10 protein-coding genes are annotated in these 17,426 nt (G+C 70.9%); 7 read left to right on the top strand and 3 right to left on the bottom strand.

What is annotated here, in order from left to right:
* Window positions 1-18 precede the first annotated feature (18 nt).
* The gene (locus QFZ58_RS00780; protein ID WP_373428644.1) at window positions 19-513 is read right to left on the bottom strand and encodes a DinB family protein; all 495 of its coding nucleotides are present in this window, start codon (window positions 511-513) and stop codon (window positions 19-21) included.
* Window positions 514-551: 38 nt separating this feature from the next.
* Entirely contained in the window at window positions 552-977 is a 426-nt protein-coding gene (locus QFZ58_RS00775; protein ID WP_307122919.1) for a hypothetical protein, read from the bottom strand.
* 280 nt (window positions 978-1,257) lie between these two features.
* On the opposite strand from QFZ58_RS00775, the gene QFZ58_RS00770 reads away from it, so the two are divergent.
* On the top strand, window positions 1,258-1,581 hold the full coding sequence (locus tag QFZ58_RS00770) for a lantibiotic dehydratase (protein WP_307122918.1): 324 nt from the start codon (window positions 1,258-1,260) through the stop codon (window positions 1,579-1,581).
* 132 nt (window positions 1,582-1,713) lie between these two features.
* Here the strand turns inward: QFZ58_RS00770 and QFZ58_RS00765 are convergent, their stop codons facing one another.
* Window positions 1,714-2,379: a response regulator transcription factor gene (locus tag QFZ58_RS00765; RefSeq protein ID WP_307122917.1), complete on the bottom strand. Its 666-nt coding sequence runs from the start codon at window positions 2,377-2,379 to the stop codon at window positions 1,714-1,716.
* A 657-nt stretch (window positions 2,380-3,036) separates the two neighbouring features.
* Here QFZ58_RS00765 and QFZ58_RS00760 point away from each other — a divergent pair.
* The 6 genes from QFZ58_RS00760 (at window position 3,037) to QFZ58_RS00735 (ending at window position 17,412) form a co-directional block, all read left to right on the top strand.
* Window positions 3,037-3,288: a hypothetical protein gene (locus QFZ58_RS00760; RefSeq protein ID WP_307122916.1), complete on the top strand. Its 252-nt coding sequence runs from the start codon at window positions 3,037-3,039 to the stop codon at window positions 3,286-3,288.
* A 451-nt stretch (window positions 3,289-3,739) separates the two neighbouring features.
* Window positions 3,740-3,904 (top strand): lysine biosynthesis protein LysW, encoded by a 165-nt coding sequence (locus QFZ58_RS00755; protein WP_307122915.1) that lies wholly within the window; start codon window positions 3,740-3,742, stop codon window positions 3,902-3,904.
* Window positions 3,901-5,229: an MFS transporter gene (locus tag QFZ58_RS00750; protein WP_307122914.1), complete on the top strand. Its 1,329-nt coding sequence runs from the start codon at window positions 3,901-3,903 to the stop codon at window positions 5,227-5,229. The genes QFZ58_RS00755 and QFZ58_RS00750 overlap by 4 nt, the downstream gene beginning before the upstream one ends.
* A 21-nt stretch (window positions 5,230-5,250) precedes the next feature.
* Window positions 5,251-10,185: a non-ribosomal peptide synthetase gene (locus QFZ58_RS00745; protein WP_307122913.1), complete on the top strand. Its 4,935-nt coding sequence runs from the start codon at window positions 5,251-5,253 to the stop codon at window positions 10,183-10,185.
* A complete protein-coding gene (locus tag QFZ58_RS00740; protein WP_307122912.1) occupies window positions 10,182-13,454 on the top strand; it encodes an amino acid adenylation domain-containing protein in 3,273 nt (1,090 codons plus the stop codon). Before QFZ58_RS00745 ends, QFZ58_RS00740 begins: the two co-directional genes overlap by 4 nt.
* Window positions 13,444-17,412 carry an amino acid adenylation domain-containing protein gene (locus QFZ58_RS00735; protein ID WP_307122911.1) on the top strand — a complete coding sequence of 1,323 codons (3,969 nt, stop codon included), beginning with the start codon at window positions 13,444-13,446 and terminating at the stop codon, window positions 17,410-17,412. The genes QFZ58_RS00740 and QFZ58_RS00735 overlap by 11 nt, the downstream gene beginning before the upstream one ends.
* Window positions 17,413-17,426: the final 14 nt, after the last annotated feature.

Genomic DNA, 17,426 nt, shown 5'->3' with positions numbered 1-17,426 from the left:
TTGCCGACTGCACTCGCCTCATCGCCCGATCGAGCCGTCGATCTGCTCGCGCAGGATGTCCGCGTGACCAGCGTGCCGGGCGGTCTCCTCGATCATGTGGACCAGCACCCAGCGCATCGACGGCGGCGGGGTCTCGCGCAGCGAGCGGGCGCCGGGGCGGTCCAGGTCGGTGCAGGCGAGGGCGACCTCGTTGGCCCGGGCGATCGCCTCGCGATAAGCGTTCGTCAAGTCCGCCGCGGTGTCGTCGGCGGACACCGCCCCCTCGTCCTCCCAGGGCTCGCGGCCGGCGCCTGTGTAGGCCCAGACGAACCAGTTGAGTTCGACGGCAGTCAGGTGCTTGAGTAACTGGAGCAGGCTGGTTCCGGAAGGGACGCCGGCCGTGCGGACCGCCGGCTCCGGGGCGCCGGCCGCCTTGGCGAGGACGGCCTCGCGAAGGTAGTCCAGGAAGGTCAGCAGGGTCGTCTTTTCGTCGGCGTTCAGGCCCGGGGGCCGAAGATCGGGGCGGGGCTCCATAGGCGTCATGAAAAAACCGTAGGTGATCGTTGAGGATGTCAGTGGTCGTATGGAGCAAGCGATGGCATGACAGGTTGCCCGGTGTACTCGTTTGGCCAGCTGGCGGCGGCCAGCGCGAGTACTCGCTGGAGCACGCGGACGATCACACCCTGAGGGTTCAGCCATGATGCTGGGTCGAGCCGGTCCGTGAAGGGCTCGTTGATCGACTCGATGACCTGCCACAACGGCTCGAACAGCCGTGATCCGGGCCCGCTCGGTCTCGCCCTTGCCGCCTGACGCGGCAGCCCGAAGTTCGAGTTGGCCGGCTGCGACTCGAGTGCGCGGCCGAAGCAGATCTTGTCGCTGATCAGTGTCCGGCCGCATGCCCGGGCGGTGGTCAGCGTCGGTTCGGTGGTGGCGAAGATGTCACGGAGCGTCTCGCGTGCGCCGGCCTTCCTCGACGCCGGCGCGAACGCGATCGGCATTCGCCCGGTGTGCAGGGCATGCGCAGCCGAGGTCCCCAGAAGTGGCGCGTGTGGCTGGCGCGGTAGCCGTACTGCGCCCATCAGCCAGGACAACGGGTTTGACGGTCTCTCTGGAGCGGCCGCAATCGGACAGGTCCTGCTCCGCTGGCGAAGCGCCGCACGCCGTCACCGCCGACGCGACGGCACAGCATGGTGGCTCCGGGGGGGGGGGGGCGGTTGAGGTCTCAAGCACCTCGTTGGCCGACATGATCGACCGGCTGGACGGCTGGACGGCTGGACGGTGCCCGGCCGCAAGCAACTCTTCGGAGCCGCCGTCTCGCTGACCCGGTACGTGCTGCGCATCACGGGCCGGCCGCCGCCCTTCGGACTCCTCGCCGGCGTGGCCCCGCTCCGGACCGGGCCCGGTGCCCGGTCCCGGGCGGACGCCTCCTACGGCCAGGGACGTACGTCACGAAGCCGGCTGGGTCAACGCACAGGCCCACCGGTGGCTAAGGGGTGTCCCGTAATCCCTGGTGGACCAGCGCGCGGCGTCAGATGCGGTGCATCGCAAGGCGGAGGGACGTCCGCATACTGGATGTATTCGGGCGTTCCGACAACGCGGTGAGGTGCCGTAGCTGTCGTCGTGCGCCCGCCGGGGATTGCGGGACAACCCTTAGGTATGACCCGCGGCAAGGTGGCCGCCGACAACCTCTGCCGAGTGCGGGGCGACCGGCTCGTCCTGCCCGTCGCCCATCGGTCAGGCTGACTGGACCAGTCCGGCCCGGTAGGCGAGCGAGACCAGTTGGACGCGGTCGCGTACATCGAGCTTGCAGCGCAGCCGATAGAGATGGGTGCGCACAGTGGTCACTCCTATCGATAGTTGCTCGGCGACCTCCTCCGTGGAGAGACCCTGTGCCAGAAGCGTCAGTACCTGGCGCTCGCGGGCGGTGATCTCTCCGACCGGTATCCGTAGCGCCTCATTGGGGGTGCGGTTGTCGCGTCGATACCAGTCGACCAGCCTGGTGGTGATCTGCGGAGCGAGTGTCGTCTGACCCTTGGCGGCGGACCGTATGGCGGAGCTCAGCTCCTGACCGGTGGTGCCGCGCACCAGTACGCCGTTGACGCCGAGATCCAGCAAGCTGGCGAAGGTCTCGTCGTCGTCGGTCATGGCCAGCGCGACGACGCGGTGCGGTACGTCTTCAGGCTCGCGGAGAAGTCTTCGGATCATCTCCGTACCGTTGATGCCCTGGAGCTCCATACCGGTCACAATCACGTCAGGCCGCTGGGTGCGAGCCATCATGATCGCTTCCATGCCGCTGTCGGTGGTTCCAACGACCAGCATGTCCGGCTCGGCCTCAATGAGGCTGCGAAGCCCGTCAAGAACGATCGGCAGGTCATTGCAGACCAATACTCGAAGGGGCATTTTTCATCCTTATGTTGGGGATGGCGACACCTTCATTCGTCCAGCCGCGTCACGCTACCAGTAACTGATCTATGAACTACCGTTCATTGCGTGGAAATGACGCCCGTGACGTGCAACGTCGTGGCTCCGCAGGGGCGTTGGCCCCGTCATTACCCACACTCCCTGACTCACTCGTAGTGGAGGGTGCGCGCCCGGAATGTGTTTTCGAATGCTTTCCGACGGTGAACGTGTACTCGTTGTCGCGCTCGCGGACGCGGGCCTTCAGCAACCTGCGCGGTGTCTTCGGCAGGCGCCCGCAACCGCGTTCCGCCTGGTATTTTCCGGCGCGGACGGTGGTCAGGCGGGAGCCGTCCGGCAGCGGGGGGCGCACCGTCGGCCGCTGTTTGCAGGTCGGGCGCGACAGGGAGGCGGCACCGGTGTCCGTAACCGCGTCCGGCACGTCGGAGGCGTCGGCCGGCAGCGGCATCGAGGCGTTCAGGCGGGGCAGCAGCCGGTGTGCGTAGCCGAGTTCACCGATGGTCCGGTCCGAAGGTCGCGTCGACCTGGGTCGGGTGCCGCACCCGACCATGGCGACCGTCCGCAGCAGGGGAAGGCCGAACTCCAGCCGTTGCCCGCCGTGCTTGGGGTGGTGCCAGACCATAGCCTCCTCATCGGAGAATGCCCAAGGTGGGTGCCGTCCACCGTGACACCCGTGGACCGCGGGCCGCGGACCGCAAACCGCGGAAGAAGGATCCACTCCGTACGCGCGTGGCGGCCGGGCCGGCCGGGCCGGCCGGCCAGGATCTCGACCAGGCGGCGCAGCGGGGCGCCGCCCGGCCGACAGCGGGCGCCCGCGACAGCGAGCAGGCGGAGGGCCGGACCGTGCTGATCTCGTCGAGACCGGTGGTGCGTTTGTCCCACACCGACTGACAGGACGAGTTCTCGAGCGCGACCAGGGCGAGCATGAAATACACCACGACCCGTGCCGGGAGCAGCCGTACAGGGCGTTCACGCGCCGGTCTCCTTGAGTGACGGGTGCATCGGCTGCGGATCGATGATCCGGGTCGACTCCCTTCGCGGGGCCTCCGGTGCGACGGTCTCCGGGCTCGACCCCACAGGGATCTGTCAGGAGTCCCGTCCTCTCGTCCGTCGACCTGGCAAGGCATCAGTCGGTGTGCAGCGAGGGTGTGGCACGACGAGGTGGAACACCGGAGGACGACTGTGTGTCGTCCGCGCTGCTGGGAGCCGGGGTAAGCGCAGCGTTGAACAGCCTCACGACCCAGGTCAATGCGGCGCGGACGACCGCTTGGGTCGTAGTGGGTAGCTTCGGCCATCGATGGCGCCTGCGCCATCGCATCCGAACCGGCTTCAGGAGGTCCCCATGGTCGTCTGTCCCGAGTGCGAGGAGGGGCTGACTCTCCCGGCTGATCCCAGGAAGGGCGAGATCCTCGACTGCGCCGGCTGTTCCAGCGAGCTCGAGGTCCTCGCCGTCGGCCCCGTCCTGGTCGCCCTCGCGCCCGAGGTCGAGGAGGACTGGGGCGAGTGACTGCGCATCGCTCCCTCTGGGGCAACCGTGACTTCACGGTCTTCTGGGCCGGAGACACGGTTGCCCAGTTCGGCAGTCAGATCACGCTCCTGGCTGTACCGCTGACTGCCGCGGTCACGCTGCACGTGGACGCGAAGGCGATGGGCGTGCTGAACGCCGCATCGTATCTTCCGTTTCTGGTGCTGACGCTGTTCGCCGGGGTCTGGGCCGACCGCTACCGGCGACGACCGGTGATGCTGGCGAGCACGCTCTGCCGCGCCGCCCTGCTCTCCCTCATTCCCCTGCTGTTCGCTCTGGACAGGCTGAATCTCGGCTATCTGGTCGCGGTCGCCATCGCCGTCGGTGTGTTCACGGTCCTGTTCGAAGTGACGTACCAGTCCTATCTGCCTTCGCTGGTGGACCGCGAGGACCTGATGGAGGGCAACAGCAAACTCCAGGTCAGCGCATCGACGGCACAGGTCGGCGGTCCGGCACTGGCGGGCTGGCTGGCGGGCTGGCTGACGCCGCAGACGGCGATCCTGGTCAGCGCGGTCGCGTTCGCGATCTCGGCCGGAGGGCTCGCCCTGGTCCGGAAGCGGGAACCCGCTCCGGAACGGCCCGCCGAGCCCATCCCGGTACGACGGCAGATCGCCGAGGGACTGCGTTTCACTTTCGGAAACCGGGTCCTGCGCGCCTGTGTGCTGGAGGCCGCCACATACAACATGTTCTGGCTGGTGCTGGAGACCGTCTTCCTGCTCTACGCCACGCGGAACATGGGCATCTCGCCCGGAACGGTCGGTCTGATCCTGGGCGGCGGCGCGGTCGGCTCCCTGGTCGGTTCGCTCGTCGCCAAGCGGATCTCCGAGCGCCTCGGGCTCGGCAACACCGTCACGCTCGCGATGGTGACGGGTTGCGCCGCGCCGGTGCTGGTGCCCCTCGCGGACGGTCCGCGACCCGTGGTCCTGGGACTTCTCCTGCTCTCCTTCTTCGTCGGCGGGGCGGGCACCATGGTCGCCAACATCCAGGTCGTGAGCCTGCGGCAGACCATCACGCCCCACGCGATGCTGGGCCGGATGAATGCCAGCTACCGCTTCGTGTCCTGGGGCGTGGTGCCGCTGGGCGCGCTGCTGGGCGGCTGGCTCGGCGACTCGATCGGGCTGCGTCCGGCGATGTTCGTGGGTGCGGCAGGAATCTTCGCCTCGGCGCTCTGGATCGTGTTCTCCCCGATCCGCGCGATGCGTGAACTTCCTCCGGCTGCCGATGACGAGGCGGCGGACGACGGCTCGGACGGCGAGGACAAGGAGAAGACCGGCGACCCGAACGCGGAAACGGTCGTCGACCACTGAACGGACCGAGAGGCGGAATCCGTGAACACGTTGCCGGTGCAGGAGATGGTGTCGAGGGTCGCTCAGGCCCACCCCGAGGCGATCGCCGTCGTCCAGGGGACACGGCGCCTCAGCTATCGGACGCTGATGCGCCGGGCCGAGTCGCTGGCGGTCCGGCTCCAGGGGCTGGGGGTGTCCCGGGGCGACCGTGTCGTGCTGGCCACGACCCGGTCGCCCGAGATGGTGGTCGGGATGCTGGCCGTGCTCCAGGCGGGCGCGGCATACATCCCGGTCGACCCCGGCTATCCGGCCGAGCGGCTGGAGTTCCTGATCGGGGACGCCGGCGCCCGCTTGGTGCTCACCGAGCCGGAGGTACGCTCCGGTCTGCCCGGCCTCGACTGCCCCGCCACCGACATCCCGCATGACGAGGACGGTGGGGAGGAGCGGCCCGTCCCCGTCCCCACGGACGGGTCCGATCTCGCGTACTGCATCTACACGTCCGGCTCCACCGGCCTGCCCAAGGGCGTGGAGATCCCGCACGAGGGGCTGTCCAACCTGGTCGCCTGGCACCGGGAGACGTACGGGCTGACCTCGGCGGACCGCACGACCCAGATCGCGGGCACCGCGTTCGACGCCTCGGTGTGGGAGATCTGGCCGACACTCACCACCGGCGCCGAGCTGCACCTGGCCGTCGAGGGGCACAGCTCGGCGGCGGAGCTGGTGGAGTGGCTGACCGGGGCGGGGATAACCGTCTCCTTCCTTCCCACGCCCCTGGCCGAACTGGTGATCGCCGAGGAGTGGCCGACCGGCACCCGGCTCCGGTATCTGCTCACCGGCGGCGACCGGCTGCACCGCCACCCGCCCGCGGGGCTGCCGTTCACACTGGTCAACCACTACGGTCCGACCGAGTGCACCGTCGTCGCCACCGCGGGCGAGGTGCCTGCGGGCGCGGAGGACCGCGAGCCGTCCATCGGGTGGCCGATCCGCGGTATCAAGGTCCGGCTGCTCGACGACCAGGGCTCGGACGTGCCCGACGGCACCGAGGGCGAGCTGTTCCTCAGCGGCACCGGCCTGGCACGCGGATACCTGAATCGGCCGGAACTCACCGCGGAGCGCTTCGTCACACTGAGGCCCGACGGCTGCCGGTACTACCGCACCGGAGACCTCGCCGTCCGGAACCCGGACGGCAGCCTGCGGTTCGTGGGCCGGACCGACGGCCAGGTGAAGCTGCGCGGCTTCCGGATCGAACTCGGTGAGATCGAATCCACCCTGTGCGCCCATCCGCAGGTGACCGGCGCGGCGGCCGCCCTGCGCGAGGACGTCCCCGGCGACCCGAGGCTGGCCGCCTACCCGGTGTTCCGGCCCGGAGCCTCCCTCTCCGCAGCCGAACTGCGTTCCTGGCTTGCCGAACGGCTTCCCGGACACCTGGTCCCCACCTCGTTCACGGCGCTGGACGCGCTGCCGCTCACCCGCAACGGCAAGGTGGACCGGTCGGCCCTGCCGGCCCCCGCCCAGGACCGTGACGCGCTGGCCGGGGCGTACGTGGCCCCGGCGGAGGGCGTCGAAACCGAACTGGCGCAGTTGTGGGAGGAGGTGCTGGGCGTCGACCGGGTCGGCGCGCTGGACGACTTCTTCGTGCTGGGCGGCAACTCGCTGTCAGCGGTCAGGGTGGCGGGACGGTTGCGCGAACGTCACGCCGTCGAACTGCCGCTCATCGCGGTGTTCGCCGAGCCCACCGTCCGGGGGCTGGCCGGTGCGGTGGCCGCCGCGCCCCGGCGCGACTTCGAACGGCCGGGGCCCCGGACCCGGGACCGTTCCGGGCTGCTGCCGCTCTCGCCGTCCCAGCGGCGGATGTGGCTGATGAACGGGTTGGACGACTCCGGCACCACCTACAACGTGCCACTCGCCTTCGAGTTGCGCGGTCCGCTCGACGAAGAGGCGTTGCGGCAGACTCTGCGCGCGGTGGTGGAGCGCCACGAGGCGCTGCGCACCGGGTTCGTCGTCGAGGCGGGGACACTGCTCCAGGTCGTCGGCGCCGTACCGGAGATCGATCTTCCTGTGGTCGAGGTCGGGAACGACGAGGAGCAGCTTCGGTGCGCGGAGCGCATCGCCCGGCACCGCTTCGACCTCACGACCGGTCCACTGATCCGCTTCGACCTGCTGCGCCGAGGGGACCAGCGGCACGTCCTGCTGGCCGTCGTCCATCACATCGCCTTCGACGGCTGGTCGCTCGGCGTGTTCAGTCGCGACCTCGCCGACTGCTACGAGGCGATACTCGCCGGACGCGCACCCGCGCCGCCCCTGGCCGTCCAGCCCGCGGACATCGCGGAGCAGCTTCAGCGCGCGGCGGACGAGGCGTCCGAGGGCCCCCACGCGGAGTACTGGCGCAGCACGCTGAAGGGCGCGCCGCAGGACCTCGGACTGCCCACCGACTTCGTCCGCCCGTCCCGGCCGACCAACCTGGGCGGCCGGGAGACCATCGACATCGGGTCGGAGACGCTGGACTCGTTGCGGGCACTGTGCCGGGCCGAGGGGGTCACCCTGTTCATGGCCCTGGCAGCGCTCTGCCAGGCGTATCTGAGCCGGATCACCGGTAACGAGGACGTGGTGATCGGCAGCCCGGTGGCGGGCCGCAACGCGCCCGGTACCGAACCGCTGGTCGGCTGCTTCATCAACACACTTCCGTTGCGCACCGATCTGACCGGTGAGCCCGGCTTCCGCGATCTGCTGCACCGGGTCCGTAGCGTTGTGCTGGGTGCGTTCGAGCACCAGGACACGCCGTTCGAGCGGATCGTGGAACTGGCCGCGGCCGGGCGCTCCGCCGACCAGAACCCGGTCTACCAGGTGGTGTTCGCCCTCGAGGACGCCCACCGCGCGGAATTCGACCTTGGCGGGTTGAGCGCCACCGTCACCGAGTTGGACGCCGGCACCTCACGGGCGGACCTCAGTTTCTCCGCCACGCCGTACCGGAACGGCTTGCGGCTCACCGCCGAGTACCGGTCCGACCTGTTCGCCCCGGCCACCGTCCGCAGGACGCTCGGAACACTCCGGACGCTGCTCGGCGGCGTGCTGGCGGAGCCGGACCGGCCGTTCACGCTGCTGCCGCTGCTGGGCCCGGACGAGTACCGCGACCAGGTGCACACCTGGAACGACACCGCGCGGCCCTTCGAGGACGGGGCGACCGTGCACGAGTTGGTCGAGCGCAGGGTGGACGCCGACCCGGACGCCGTCGCGGTGGTGTTCGAGGACCGCGCCGCGCTGACGTACGGGGAGCTGGACGGCCGCGCCAATGCGCTGGCGCACCGGCTGCGCGCGCTCGGTGTCGGCCGGGAGACCCGGGTCGGGCTCTGTCTGGAGCGCTCGCCGGAGCTGGTGGTCGCGGTTCTCGCGGTGCTCAAGGCCGGTGGCGCGTACGTGCCGCTGGATCCGGCCTACCCGGCTGATCGGCTCGCCTTCATGCTGGCTGATAGCGCGGCTCCCGTCGTGGTGACCCAGTCCGCGGTGCGCAAGCGGTTGCCGCAGACCTCGGCCGCGGTGGTCCAGCTGGACACCGACCCGGTAGGGGACGGGATGCCCACCACCAGGCCGGCGCCGGTCTCCGGGCCGGAGGGGCTCGCATACGTGATCTACACGTCCGGTTCCACGGGACGGCCCAAGGGGGTGCTGATCGAACACCGGTCGGTCTGCAACTTCATGGCCAACGTCCAGCAGATGTTCGGCCTCGGCCCGCACGACCGGATTCTCCAGTTCGCCTCGCTGAGCTTCGATGTCTCGGCGTTCGAGATCTTCGGAGCGTTGACCAGCGGCGCCCGGATCTGCCTCGCCCGGCAGGAGACCCTGCTCTCGGTGCGCGCGCTGAGCCGCTTCATGACCGAGCAGGGCATCACCGTGATGGATATGCCGCCCGCGGTGATGAAGCTGCTGCCCGGGCAGGAGTTCCCGGCGCTGCGCATCGCCTTCGTCGGCGGTGAGGCGTTCTCCGGAGGGCTGGTCGACGACTGGTCGGTTCCCGGCCGACGGTTCATCAACGGATACGGGCCCACCGAGGGCACCGTGACGGTGATCGCCGAGGAATGCGGCCCCGGCGCGTACGAAGGGTCGCCGCCGATCGGACGGCCGATGGGCAACATGCGGGCCTATGTGCTGGACCGGCGGCAGCAGCTACTGCCGACCGGGATCCCGGGGGAACTGTGGATCGGCGGCGCCGGACTGGCCCGCGGCTACCTGGGGCGCCCGGAGCTGACCGAGGAGCGGTTCCTGGCCGACCCGTTCGTGCCCGATGAGAACGCGCGGATCTACCGCACCGGCGACCTGGTGAGACTGCTGCCCGACGGGCGACTGGACTTCCTCGGCCGGGTCGACGACCAGGTGAAGCTGCGCGGTTTCCGGATCGAGCTGGGAGAGGTCGAAGCGGTGCTGACCGAGCACCCCGGGATCTTCGCCGCCGCAGTGCTGCTGCGCCAGGACAACCCGGGGCACCCCAGGCTGGTCGGGTACGCGGTCCCTGCGGACGAAGCCCTCACCGCGGCGGAACTGCGCGCACACCTGGCGGACCGGCTTCCGGCGCACATGGTGCCGGACGCCTTCGTCCTGCTGGAGAGCCTGCCGCTCAGCCCCAGCGGCAAGATCGACCGCCGCTCTCTGCCGGCCCCCGCCGCGGCGGACCTCACGGCGGCCCGTGCCATCGTGCAGCCACGCAACCGCCGCGAGCGTACGCTCGCCGAACTCTGGTGCGAGCTTCTGCACGTACCGGAGCTCGGTGTACACGACAACTTCTTCGAGCTGGGTGGCAATTCGATCGCCGCGGTGCAACTGGTGTGGAACATCGACACCAGCTTCGGAGTGGAGATTCCGCTCCGTGAGGTGTTCGACCACCCCACCGTGGCCGCGCTCACCCCCCGCATCGAGGCGGCGATGCTCGCCGCGCACGCCGCCCGAACCTCGTCCGCCGTGGACCCGAAAGGCAGCGCCCGATGACCGAGAACCTCTCCGGCCTCTCCGCGGAGGAGCGCGAGCGGCTGCTCGACCTGCTCCAGGACGAAGCAGCCGAATCCCCGTCCGACCGGATACCCGTGGTGGCGGGCGAAGGCCCCGCTCCGGCCTCGTACGCACAGCGCCGCCTGTGGTTCGTCGACCGCTTCGACCCCGGGAACCCGGCCTACAACGTGCCGCTGGCGGTCCGGATCAGTGGTGACCTCGACCTGGACGCGCTGGCCGCGGCGCTGCGGATGGTGGTGAACCGGCACGACGTGCTGCGCACCACCTTCCACGAGGCCGACGGCGAGCCGGTGCAGGTCATCGCCGAGCCGGGCGAGGTCGAGCTGCCCGTCCTGGACCCGGAGCGGACCGGGCCGGTGGACGAGTGGATCACCGCCGAGACGCTCCGCGTCTTCGACCTGACCGAGGGCCCGCTGCTGCGCGCGGCGGTGCTGCGTGAGGCGGCCGACTCGCACGTGCTGCTGCTGGTGGCTCACCATGCGGTGGTCGACGGCTGGTCGATGGGTGTGGTGATGCGCGAACTCGGCGAGTTCTATGCAGAGTTGAGCGTCGGCCGCACGCCCGAGCCGGGCGAACCGCCGGTGCAGTACGCGGACTTCGCCTCCTGGCAGCGCCGCCGCCTGGACGGTGGAGAGCACACGGGGGACCTGGCGTACTGGCGTGAGGCGCTGCACGGGGCACCCCCGGTGCTTGCGCTGCCCCAAGACGGCCCGGTGCCGGACGCCGAGCGTTACGCCGGAGAGGTGCGCTCGGCCCGCATCGCCCCCGAGACGCTGACCGGACTGCGCGCGCTGGGCGCCTCCTCCGGCGCCTCCGCGTTCATGATCGTGCTTGCCGCGTTCCAACTGCTGCTCGGCCGGGTGACCGGCACCGGCGACGTGGTGGTCGGCGTGCCCACCGCGGGCCGCTCGCGCCCGGAACTCGTCGGCTCCGTCGGCTGCTTCCTCAACACGCTGGCCCTGCGCGCGGATCTCGGCGGAGAGCCGACCTTCCGCGGCCTGGTGGAGCGGGTCAGCCGCTCCACCCTCGCCGCGTACGAGCACCAGGAGCTGCCCTTCGAGCATCTGGTGGAGGAGCTGCGACCGGAGCGTAGCGCCGCCCACACCCCCCTCTTCCAGGTCATGTTCAACCACACCAACACGGTGGAGGCGACGGACCGGCTGGGTCCGCTGCCCCTGGAGTTCCTGGAGCTCTCCCGCCCGCCGGCCAAGTTCCCGATCACCCTCTATGCGCGGGAGACGGGTGAGGAGCTGATGCTGGAGGCCGTCTTCCAGACCGCGCTCTACCGTCCGGAGCGCATCGCGCACCTCCTCGGCCAGCTCGTCCGCCTGCTGGAGCAGGCCATCGCCGCCCCCGACACGGCGGTCTCGCGCTACTCGCTGATTCTCCCCGAGAGCGAGGGGGTACTGCCCGATCCGGCGGAGCCGCAGAAGGCCGAGCGCCAGCCCACCGTGCGTGAATTGGTCTACGCGCAGCTGCTGCGCACCCCCGAGGCGGCGGCCGTGGAGTGCGGCGGGCAGCGCTGGAGCTACGCCGAGCTGTGGGAGCGGGCGGAGGCCATCCGCACCTCCCTCGCCCTGGACCCGGACAGCGCCGAGCGGCCCGTGGTCGCGGTCTGCGGGCACCGCAGCCCGGCGCTGGCCGCGGCGATGCTCGCAGTACTCGCGGGTGGCGGTGTGCTGGTCACGGTCGACCCGCTGCTGCCCCGGCTGCGGCAGCAGAGCGTCCTGAGCCGGTCCGGGGCCACCCGGGTGGTCCTGGTCACTGCGCCGGAGGACGGCGAGGACTCGCCGCTGCGCCGCGACGGGGTGGGCGTCGTCGAGGTGTCCCGGGAAACCGGACTGCCGCTCGGCGCCCTCGGACCGCACGAACCGGGCCGGACGTACGGCAACGAGGCCGGGTACCTGTTCTTCACCTCCGGCACGACCGGTGTACCCAAGGGCGTCCTCGGCCGTGAGGGTGGACTCGCCCACTTCCTGACCTGGCAACGGGACACGTTCGGTGTCGGTGCCGGTGACCGGACCGCCTTCCTCACCGGGCTCTCCTTCGACGTCGTGCTGCGGGACCTGCTGCTTCCCCTGGTCTCCGGCGCCACCCTGTGCGTTCCTGAGCGGGGCGACGAACTGCTGCCGGGCGAACTGCTCGGCTGGCTGGCGGAGGAGCGGATCACCGCGCTGCACACGGTGCCCGCACTCGCCACCGCCTGGCTCGCGGAGCGCCCTGCCGAAAGCCCCCGGCCCACCGCTGTGCGGCTGGTCTTCTTCGCGGGCGAGCCGCTCACGGACGCGCTGGTGGAGCGCTGGCGGGCGGTCTGCCCGGGCAGTGCGGTGGTCAATCTGTACGGGCCGACCGAGACGACCCTCGCCGCCTGCTCCTGGACCGTCCCGGAGCAGCCGGCGGCCGGGGTACAGCCGGTCGGCAGTCCGTTGCCCGGAGGTCAGGCTCTGGTGATGAACGGGTCCGGAACCCGCTGCGGCATCGGTGAGGTCGGAGAGATCGTCCTCCGCACGCCGTACCGCAGCCTCGGCTACCTCGCCTCCGAGGAGGAAGAGACCGGCGCACGCACCGCCTGGCAGCCCAACCAGGCCACCGGCGACCCTGAGGACCTGCTCTATCACACCGGTGACCTGGGCCGTTACCGGCTGGACGGCACACTGGAGATTTTGGGCCGCAAGGACCGCCAGGTGAAGATCCGCGGTGTGCGGATCGAACCCGACGAGGTGGCGGCCGTACTCGCCAAGCACCCGGGCGTCCGCCGGGCGGTCGTCGCGGCCAGGTCGGTAGGGGAGGGGGATGTCCTGCTGACCGCCTACGCGGTGGCCGCCACCGAACCCGCCCCGACCCCCGCTCAACTGCGCGGCTACCTCGGCAAGCGGCTCCCCGCCGCCGCCGTGCCCGCCGTCTACCTCTTCGTGGACGCCATTCCGGTCACCGCCAACGGCAAGACCGACTGGGCGGCGCTCCCGAAGCCGGAGGCACCGGTCGAGGAGGAGTGGGTGCAGCCCCGCAGCGGCACCGAACAGCGGCTGGCTGCGCTGATGGCCGACCTGCTCGGCGTCGACCGGGTCGGCGCGCACAGTGGCTTCTTCGCCATCGGCGGCCACTCGCTGCTCGCCATGCAGTTGGTCTCGCGCATAGCCGACGCCTTCGGGGTCACGTTGCCGCTCAAGGCGGTGTTCGAGTGCCCGACCGTGGCCGGGCTCGCCGAGCTGGTCGATGCGGAAGCGGTGCGTCCCGATGGCGACTGACCACCCGGCCCCCCGGGACCACCCCACGTCGCCGGCCCAGCGTCGGCTCTGGTTCGTGGACAGGCTCGCTCCCGGTGGCTGCGCGTACACCGTGCCGCTCGCGGTACGGATCCGCGGCGCGCTCGACCAGGAGATGCTGCGGGCCGCCCTGGACGAGATCGTCGTCCGGCACGAGGTGCTGCGTACCACCTTCCACCTGGTCGACGGCGAGCCGGTGCAGCGGGTGCATCCCGCACGGCGGCCGCTGCCGCTGGCTGTGCACGACCTGACCGGGGAGCCAGGCACCGAGCGGCTGGTGGACGAGGCGATCGACCGTGCCTCCCGACAGGTGTTCGACCTGGCGACGAGACCGCCGTTCACCGCCGAGCTGCTGCGGCTCGGCCCGACGGAACATGTGCTGTCGCTGGCCGCGCACCACATCGTGGTGGACGGCTGGTCGCTGGGCCGGCTGCTCTTCGAACTGGAGGCCCTGTACACGGACTTCGTCGTCGGACGCCCTGCTTCGCTGCCGCCGCTGCCGCTGCAGTACGGTGACTTCGCCCGCCGCCTGCGCAGCCGGGCCGGCGAGGGTTCCGGTGAGCGTGAACGCGCCTACTGGCGCACCGCGCTGGAGGGCGCTCCGCCGGTGCTGGAGCTCCCGGCCGTCCACCCGCGTACCGCCGCCGCCACGGGGAGCGGGGCCGGAGCACTGCGGTCGGCGCGGCTTTCGGCCGGACTCACCGAAGACCTGGTCGAGCTGGCGGAGCTGCACGGCAGCACGCTCTTCATGACCCTGCTGACCGCCTTCGACGTGCTGCTGCACCGCTACACCGGCCGCACCGACCTGGTGGTCGGCACTCCGGTGGCCGGACGCCTCAGCGCCGATGTCGAGCCGATGATCGGCTGTTTCATCAACACCCTGCCGCTGCGGGTCCGGGTGGATCCGCAGCGGACCTTCGAAGAACTGCTGGGTGATGTCCGCGAGGTGGCGCTGGGCGCGTACGACCACCAGGCCCTCTCCTTCGAGGAGATGGTCCAGATGGTCCACCCCGACCGGTCTGCCGGACTCGCCCCGCTGTTCCAGGTGATGTTCGCGGTCAACAACACTCCGCCGCCCGCCGCCCCACGAGGTCCGCTGCGCTTCGAACCGCTGCCCGCCCGGCGCAGCGAGGTGAAGTACGACCTCAACATGTCGGCCGCGTACACCCCCGCCGGGATCGACCTCGCGGTCGAGTACCGCACCGACCTCTTCGACGAGGCATGGGTGGACCGGTTCCTCGCACAGCTCCGCACCCTCCTCCAGGCCGTGGTGGAGGACCCGGCCGGACCCGTCGGGGACCTCCCGCTGCTGCCCGCGGCCGAACGCCGCCTGCTGCTGCACGAGTGGAACGCCACCGGCACCGACTATCCGCCCGTGGGCGCCGTGCACGAGCTGATCCACCGGCAGGTGGACCTGACCCCCGAGGCCGTGGCGCTGTCCTTCGAGGGCAGCGAGCTGACCTACCGGGAGTTGGACGGGCGCGCCAACCGCCTGGCCCGCCATCTGCGCGCGCTCGGCGTGGGGCGCGGCGGCCGCGTGGGCCTCTGCCTGCACCGCTCGACGGAGCTGGTGGTCGCGCTGCTCGCGGTGCTCAAGGCGGGCGCCGCTTATGTACCGCTCGACCCGGGCCACCCGGAGGAGCGACGCGCGTTCCTGTGCGAGGACGCCGGGACGGAAGTGGTGCTCACCCATGCCGCCGCCCGCGACAGGGTGCCTTCGGCCGCGCGGCTGGTCGTGGACCTGGACGCGGACGACGCTGCCCTCGAAGCGTACCCGGAGGGAAGACCCGAGCCGGTCAACGAGCCGGACGACAGCGCGTACGTCATCTACACCTCGGGCTCCACCGGAACGCCCAAGGGGGTGGCCAACAGCCATCGGGGCATCGTCAACCGGCTGCTGTGGATGCAGGAGTGCTTCGACCTGCACAGTGACGACAGCGTGCTGCAGAAGACGCCGTACAGCTTCGACGTCTCGGTCTGGGAATTCCTCTGGCCGCTGATGACCGGTGCCCGGTTGGTGGTGGCCCGTCCCGACGGCCACAAGGACCCGGGCTACCTGGCCGGCCTGATCAGTGCCGAGCGGGTCACCACCCTGCACTTCGTCCCCTCCATGCTGGAGGTGTTCCTGGAGGCGGAGGTGGTCGGGGACCTCACCTCACTGCGCCGGGTGGTGTGCAGCGGTGAGGCGCTGCCCGCCGCTCTGGCCCGCCGCTTCCTTGCCGAGACCGAGAACTGCGGCCTGCACAACCTGTACGGTCCCACCGAGGCGGCCGTCGACGTCAGCCACTGGCAGTGCCGTCCCGGGGAGCCAGGCCCGACCGTCCCGATCGGGCGCCCGATCGCCAACACCCGGCTGTACGTGCTGGACGAGCGCGGTGCTCCGGCCCCGGTCGGCGTCCCCGGCGAGCTGTGCATCGCCGGTGTACAGGTGGCGGAGGGCTACCTCAACCGTCCCGAGCTCACCGCCAGTCGTTTCGTCACGGACCCCTTCCACCGCGGCCGGATGTACCGCACCGGCGACCTGGCACGGTGGCGGCCGGACGGTGCGCTGGACTTTCTCGGCCGTCTGGACGACCAGGTGAAGCTGCGGGGTTTCCGGATCGAACTCGGTGAGGTGGAGGCGGCGGCCCGCGCCGTGGACGGAGTCCGCAACGCGGTCGCTGCCGCCCGGGACCAGCGGCTGGTCGCCTACGTCGCCGGCGACCGGGAGCTGGTCGACACCGCGCGGCTGCGAGCGGCGATGGGGCGCACCCTGCCCGAGTACATGGTGCCGGAGACCGTGGTGTGGCTGGACGAGGTCCCGCTGTCGCCCAACGGCAAGGTGGACCGCAAGGCGCTGCCCGACCCCGGCGTGCTCACCGACGAGAGTGAACAGGTGACTGCGCGGGACGGTCTGGAGCTGGCGCTGGTGGCCCTTTGGGAGGACGTCCTGGGACGCCGTCCCATCGGCGTCACCGACGACTTCTTCGATCTGGGCGGAACCTCGCTGCGTGCCGTACGCCTGCTGTCCCGGGTGACCGCCGAGCACGGCCGCGAGCTGCCGCTCTCCTCGCTCTTCGCCGGTGGGGCGACCATCGAACGGATGGCCGCCGAACTGCGGGACGGTCGGTCCGGTGCCTGGTCGCCGATCGTGCCCATACGGGCCGCCGGCTCCCGGCCACCGCTGTTCTGCCTGCCGCCCGCGGTCGGCAACGCGCTCAGCTACCTCGATCTGACCCGCCACCTCCCGGACGACCAGCCGGTGTACGGCCTGCAGTCCTACGGTCTGGACACCGGGCAGCACCCGGTGGACACGCTGGAAGAGGCGGTGGAGCACTATCTGGACGCCATCGTCGGCGTGCAGCCGGAGGGCCCGTACCACCTCGTCGGCTTCTGCGTCGGCAGTGTGGTCGCGTACGCCGTCGCCCAGCGGCTGCACGGGACCGGGCGCGAGGTGGGCTCGCTCACCATGCTCGACGGCGGTCCGCCGAATCTCGACAACGGTCTGGAACAGGCCGACGAGGCAGACCTGGCCGCCTGGTTCGGCTGGGAACTGGGACGGGCCGCCGACCGGCGCCTGGAGATCGACCCGGCCGCGCTCCGCGGGTTGCCGCCGGAACGGCTCACCGAGGAGCTGCTGGCCCGGGCGGCCGCCGCGGACGTATTGCCCCCGGACACCGCGACGGGCCAGCTCTCCAGGCTGATGGCGGTGTTCAACGCGAACGTCCGGGCGGTTCGCGGGTATCCGCTGGAACCGTGGGACGGCCCGCTGACGGTCGTACGCGCGGCCGAGGAGCCGCAGAGCCCGGTCGGGGGCTGGCAGCGGCTGGTCGGCCGGCCGCTGGAGATCCACGACGTTCCCGGAGACCACTACACCATGATGCGACCCCCGCACGTGCCCGAGCTCGCCGACCTGCTGGCCCGGGCGACCGACCCCGACACCCCTGGTAGTGACCAGTGACCATCGAAGAAGCC

Source organism: Streptomyces sp. B1I3 (assembly GCF_030816615.1).
Lineage (GTDB): Bacteria > Actinomycetota > Actinomycetes > Streptomycetales > Streptomycetaceae > Streptomyces.
The sequence above is the reverse complement of the archived record's forward strand: the minus strand, read 5'-3'. Positions and strand labels throughout refer to the sequence as shown.

Bases quoted from the DNA above. Each gene is read 5' to 3' on its own strand.
- QFZ58_RS00780 (WP_373428644.1), bottom strand. From the start codon at position 513: ATGGAGCCCCGCCCCGATCTTCGGCCCCCGGGCCTGAACGCCGACGAA.
- QFZ58_RS00775 (WP_307122919.1), bottom strand. From the start codon at position 977: ATGCCGATCGCGTTCGCGCCGGCGTCGAGGAAGGCCGGCGCACGCGAG.
- QFZ58_RS00765 (WP_307122917.1), bottom strand. From the start codon at position 2,379: ATGCCCCTTCGAGTATTGGTCTGCAATGACCTGCCGATCGTTCTTGAC.
- QFZ58_RS00760 (WP_307122916.1), top strand. From the start codon at position 3,037: ATGCCCAAGGTGGGTGCCGTCCACCGTGACACCCGTGGACCGCGGGCC.
- QFZ58_RS00755 (WP_307122915.1), top strand. From the start codon at position 3,740: ATGGTCGTCTGTCCCGAGTGCGAGGAGGGGCTGACTCTCCCGGCTGAT.
- QFZ58_RS00740 (WP_307122912.1), top strand. From the start codon at position 10,182: ATGACCGAGAACCTCTCCGGCCTCTCCGCGGAGGAGCGCGAGCGGCTG.
- QFZ58_RS00735 (WP_307122911.1), top strand. From the start codon at position 13,444: ATGGCGACTGACCACCCGGCCCCCCGGGACCACCCCACGTCGCCGGCC.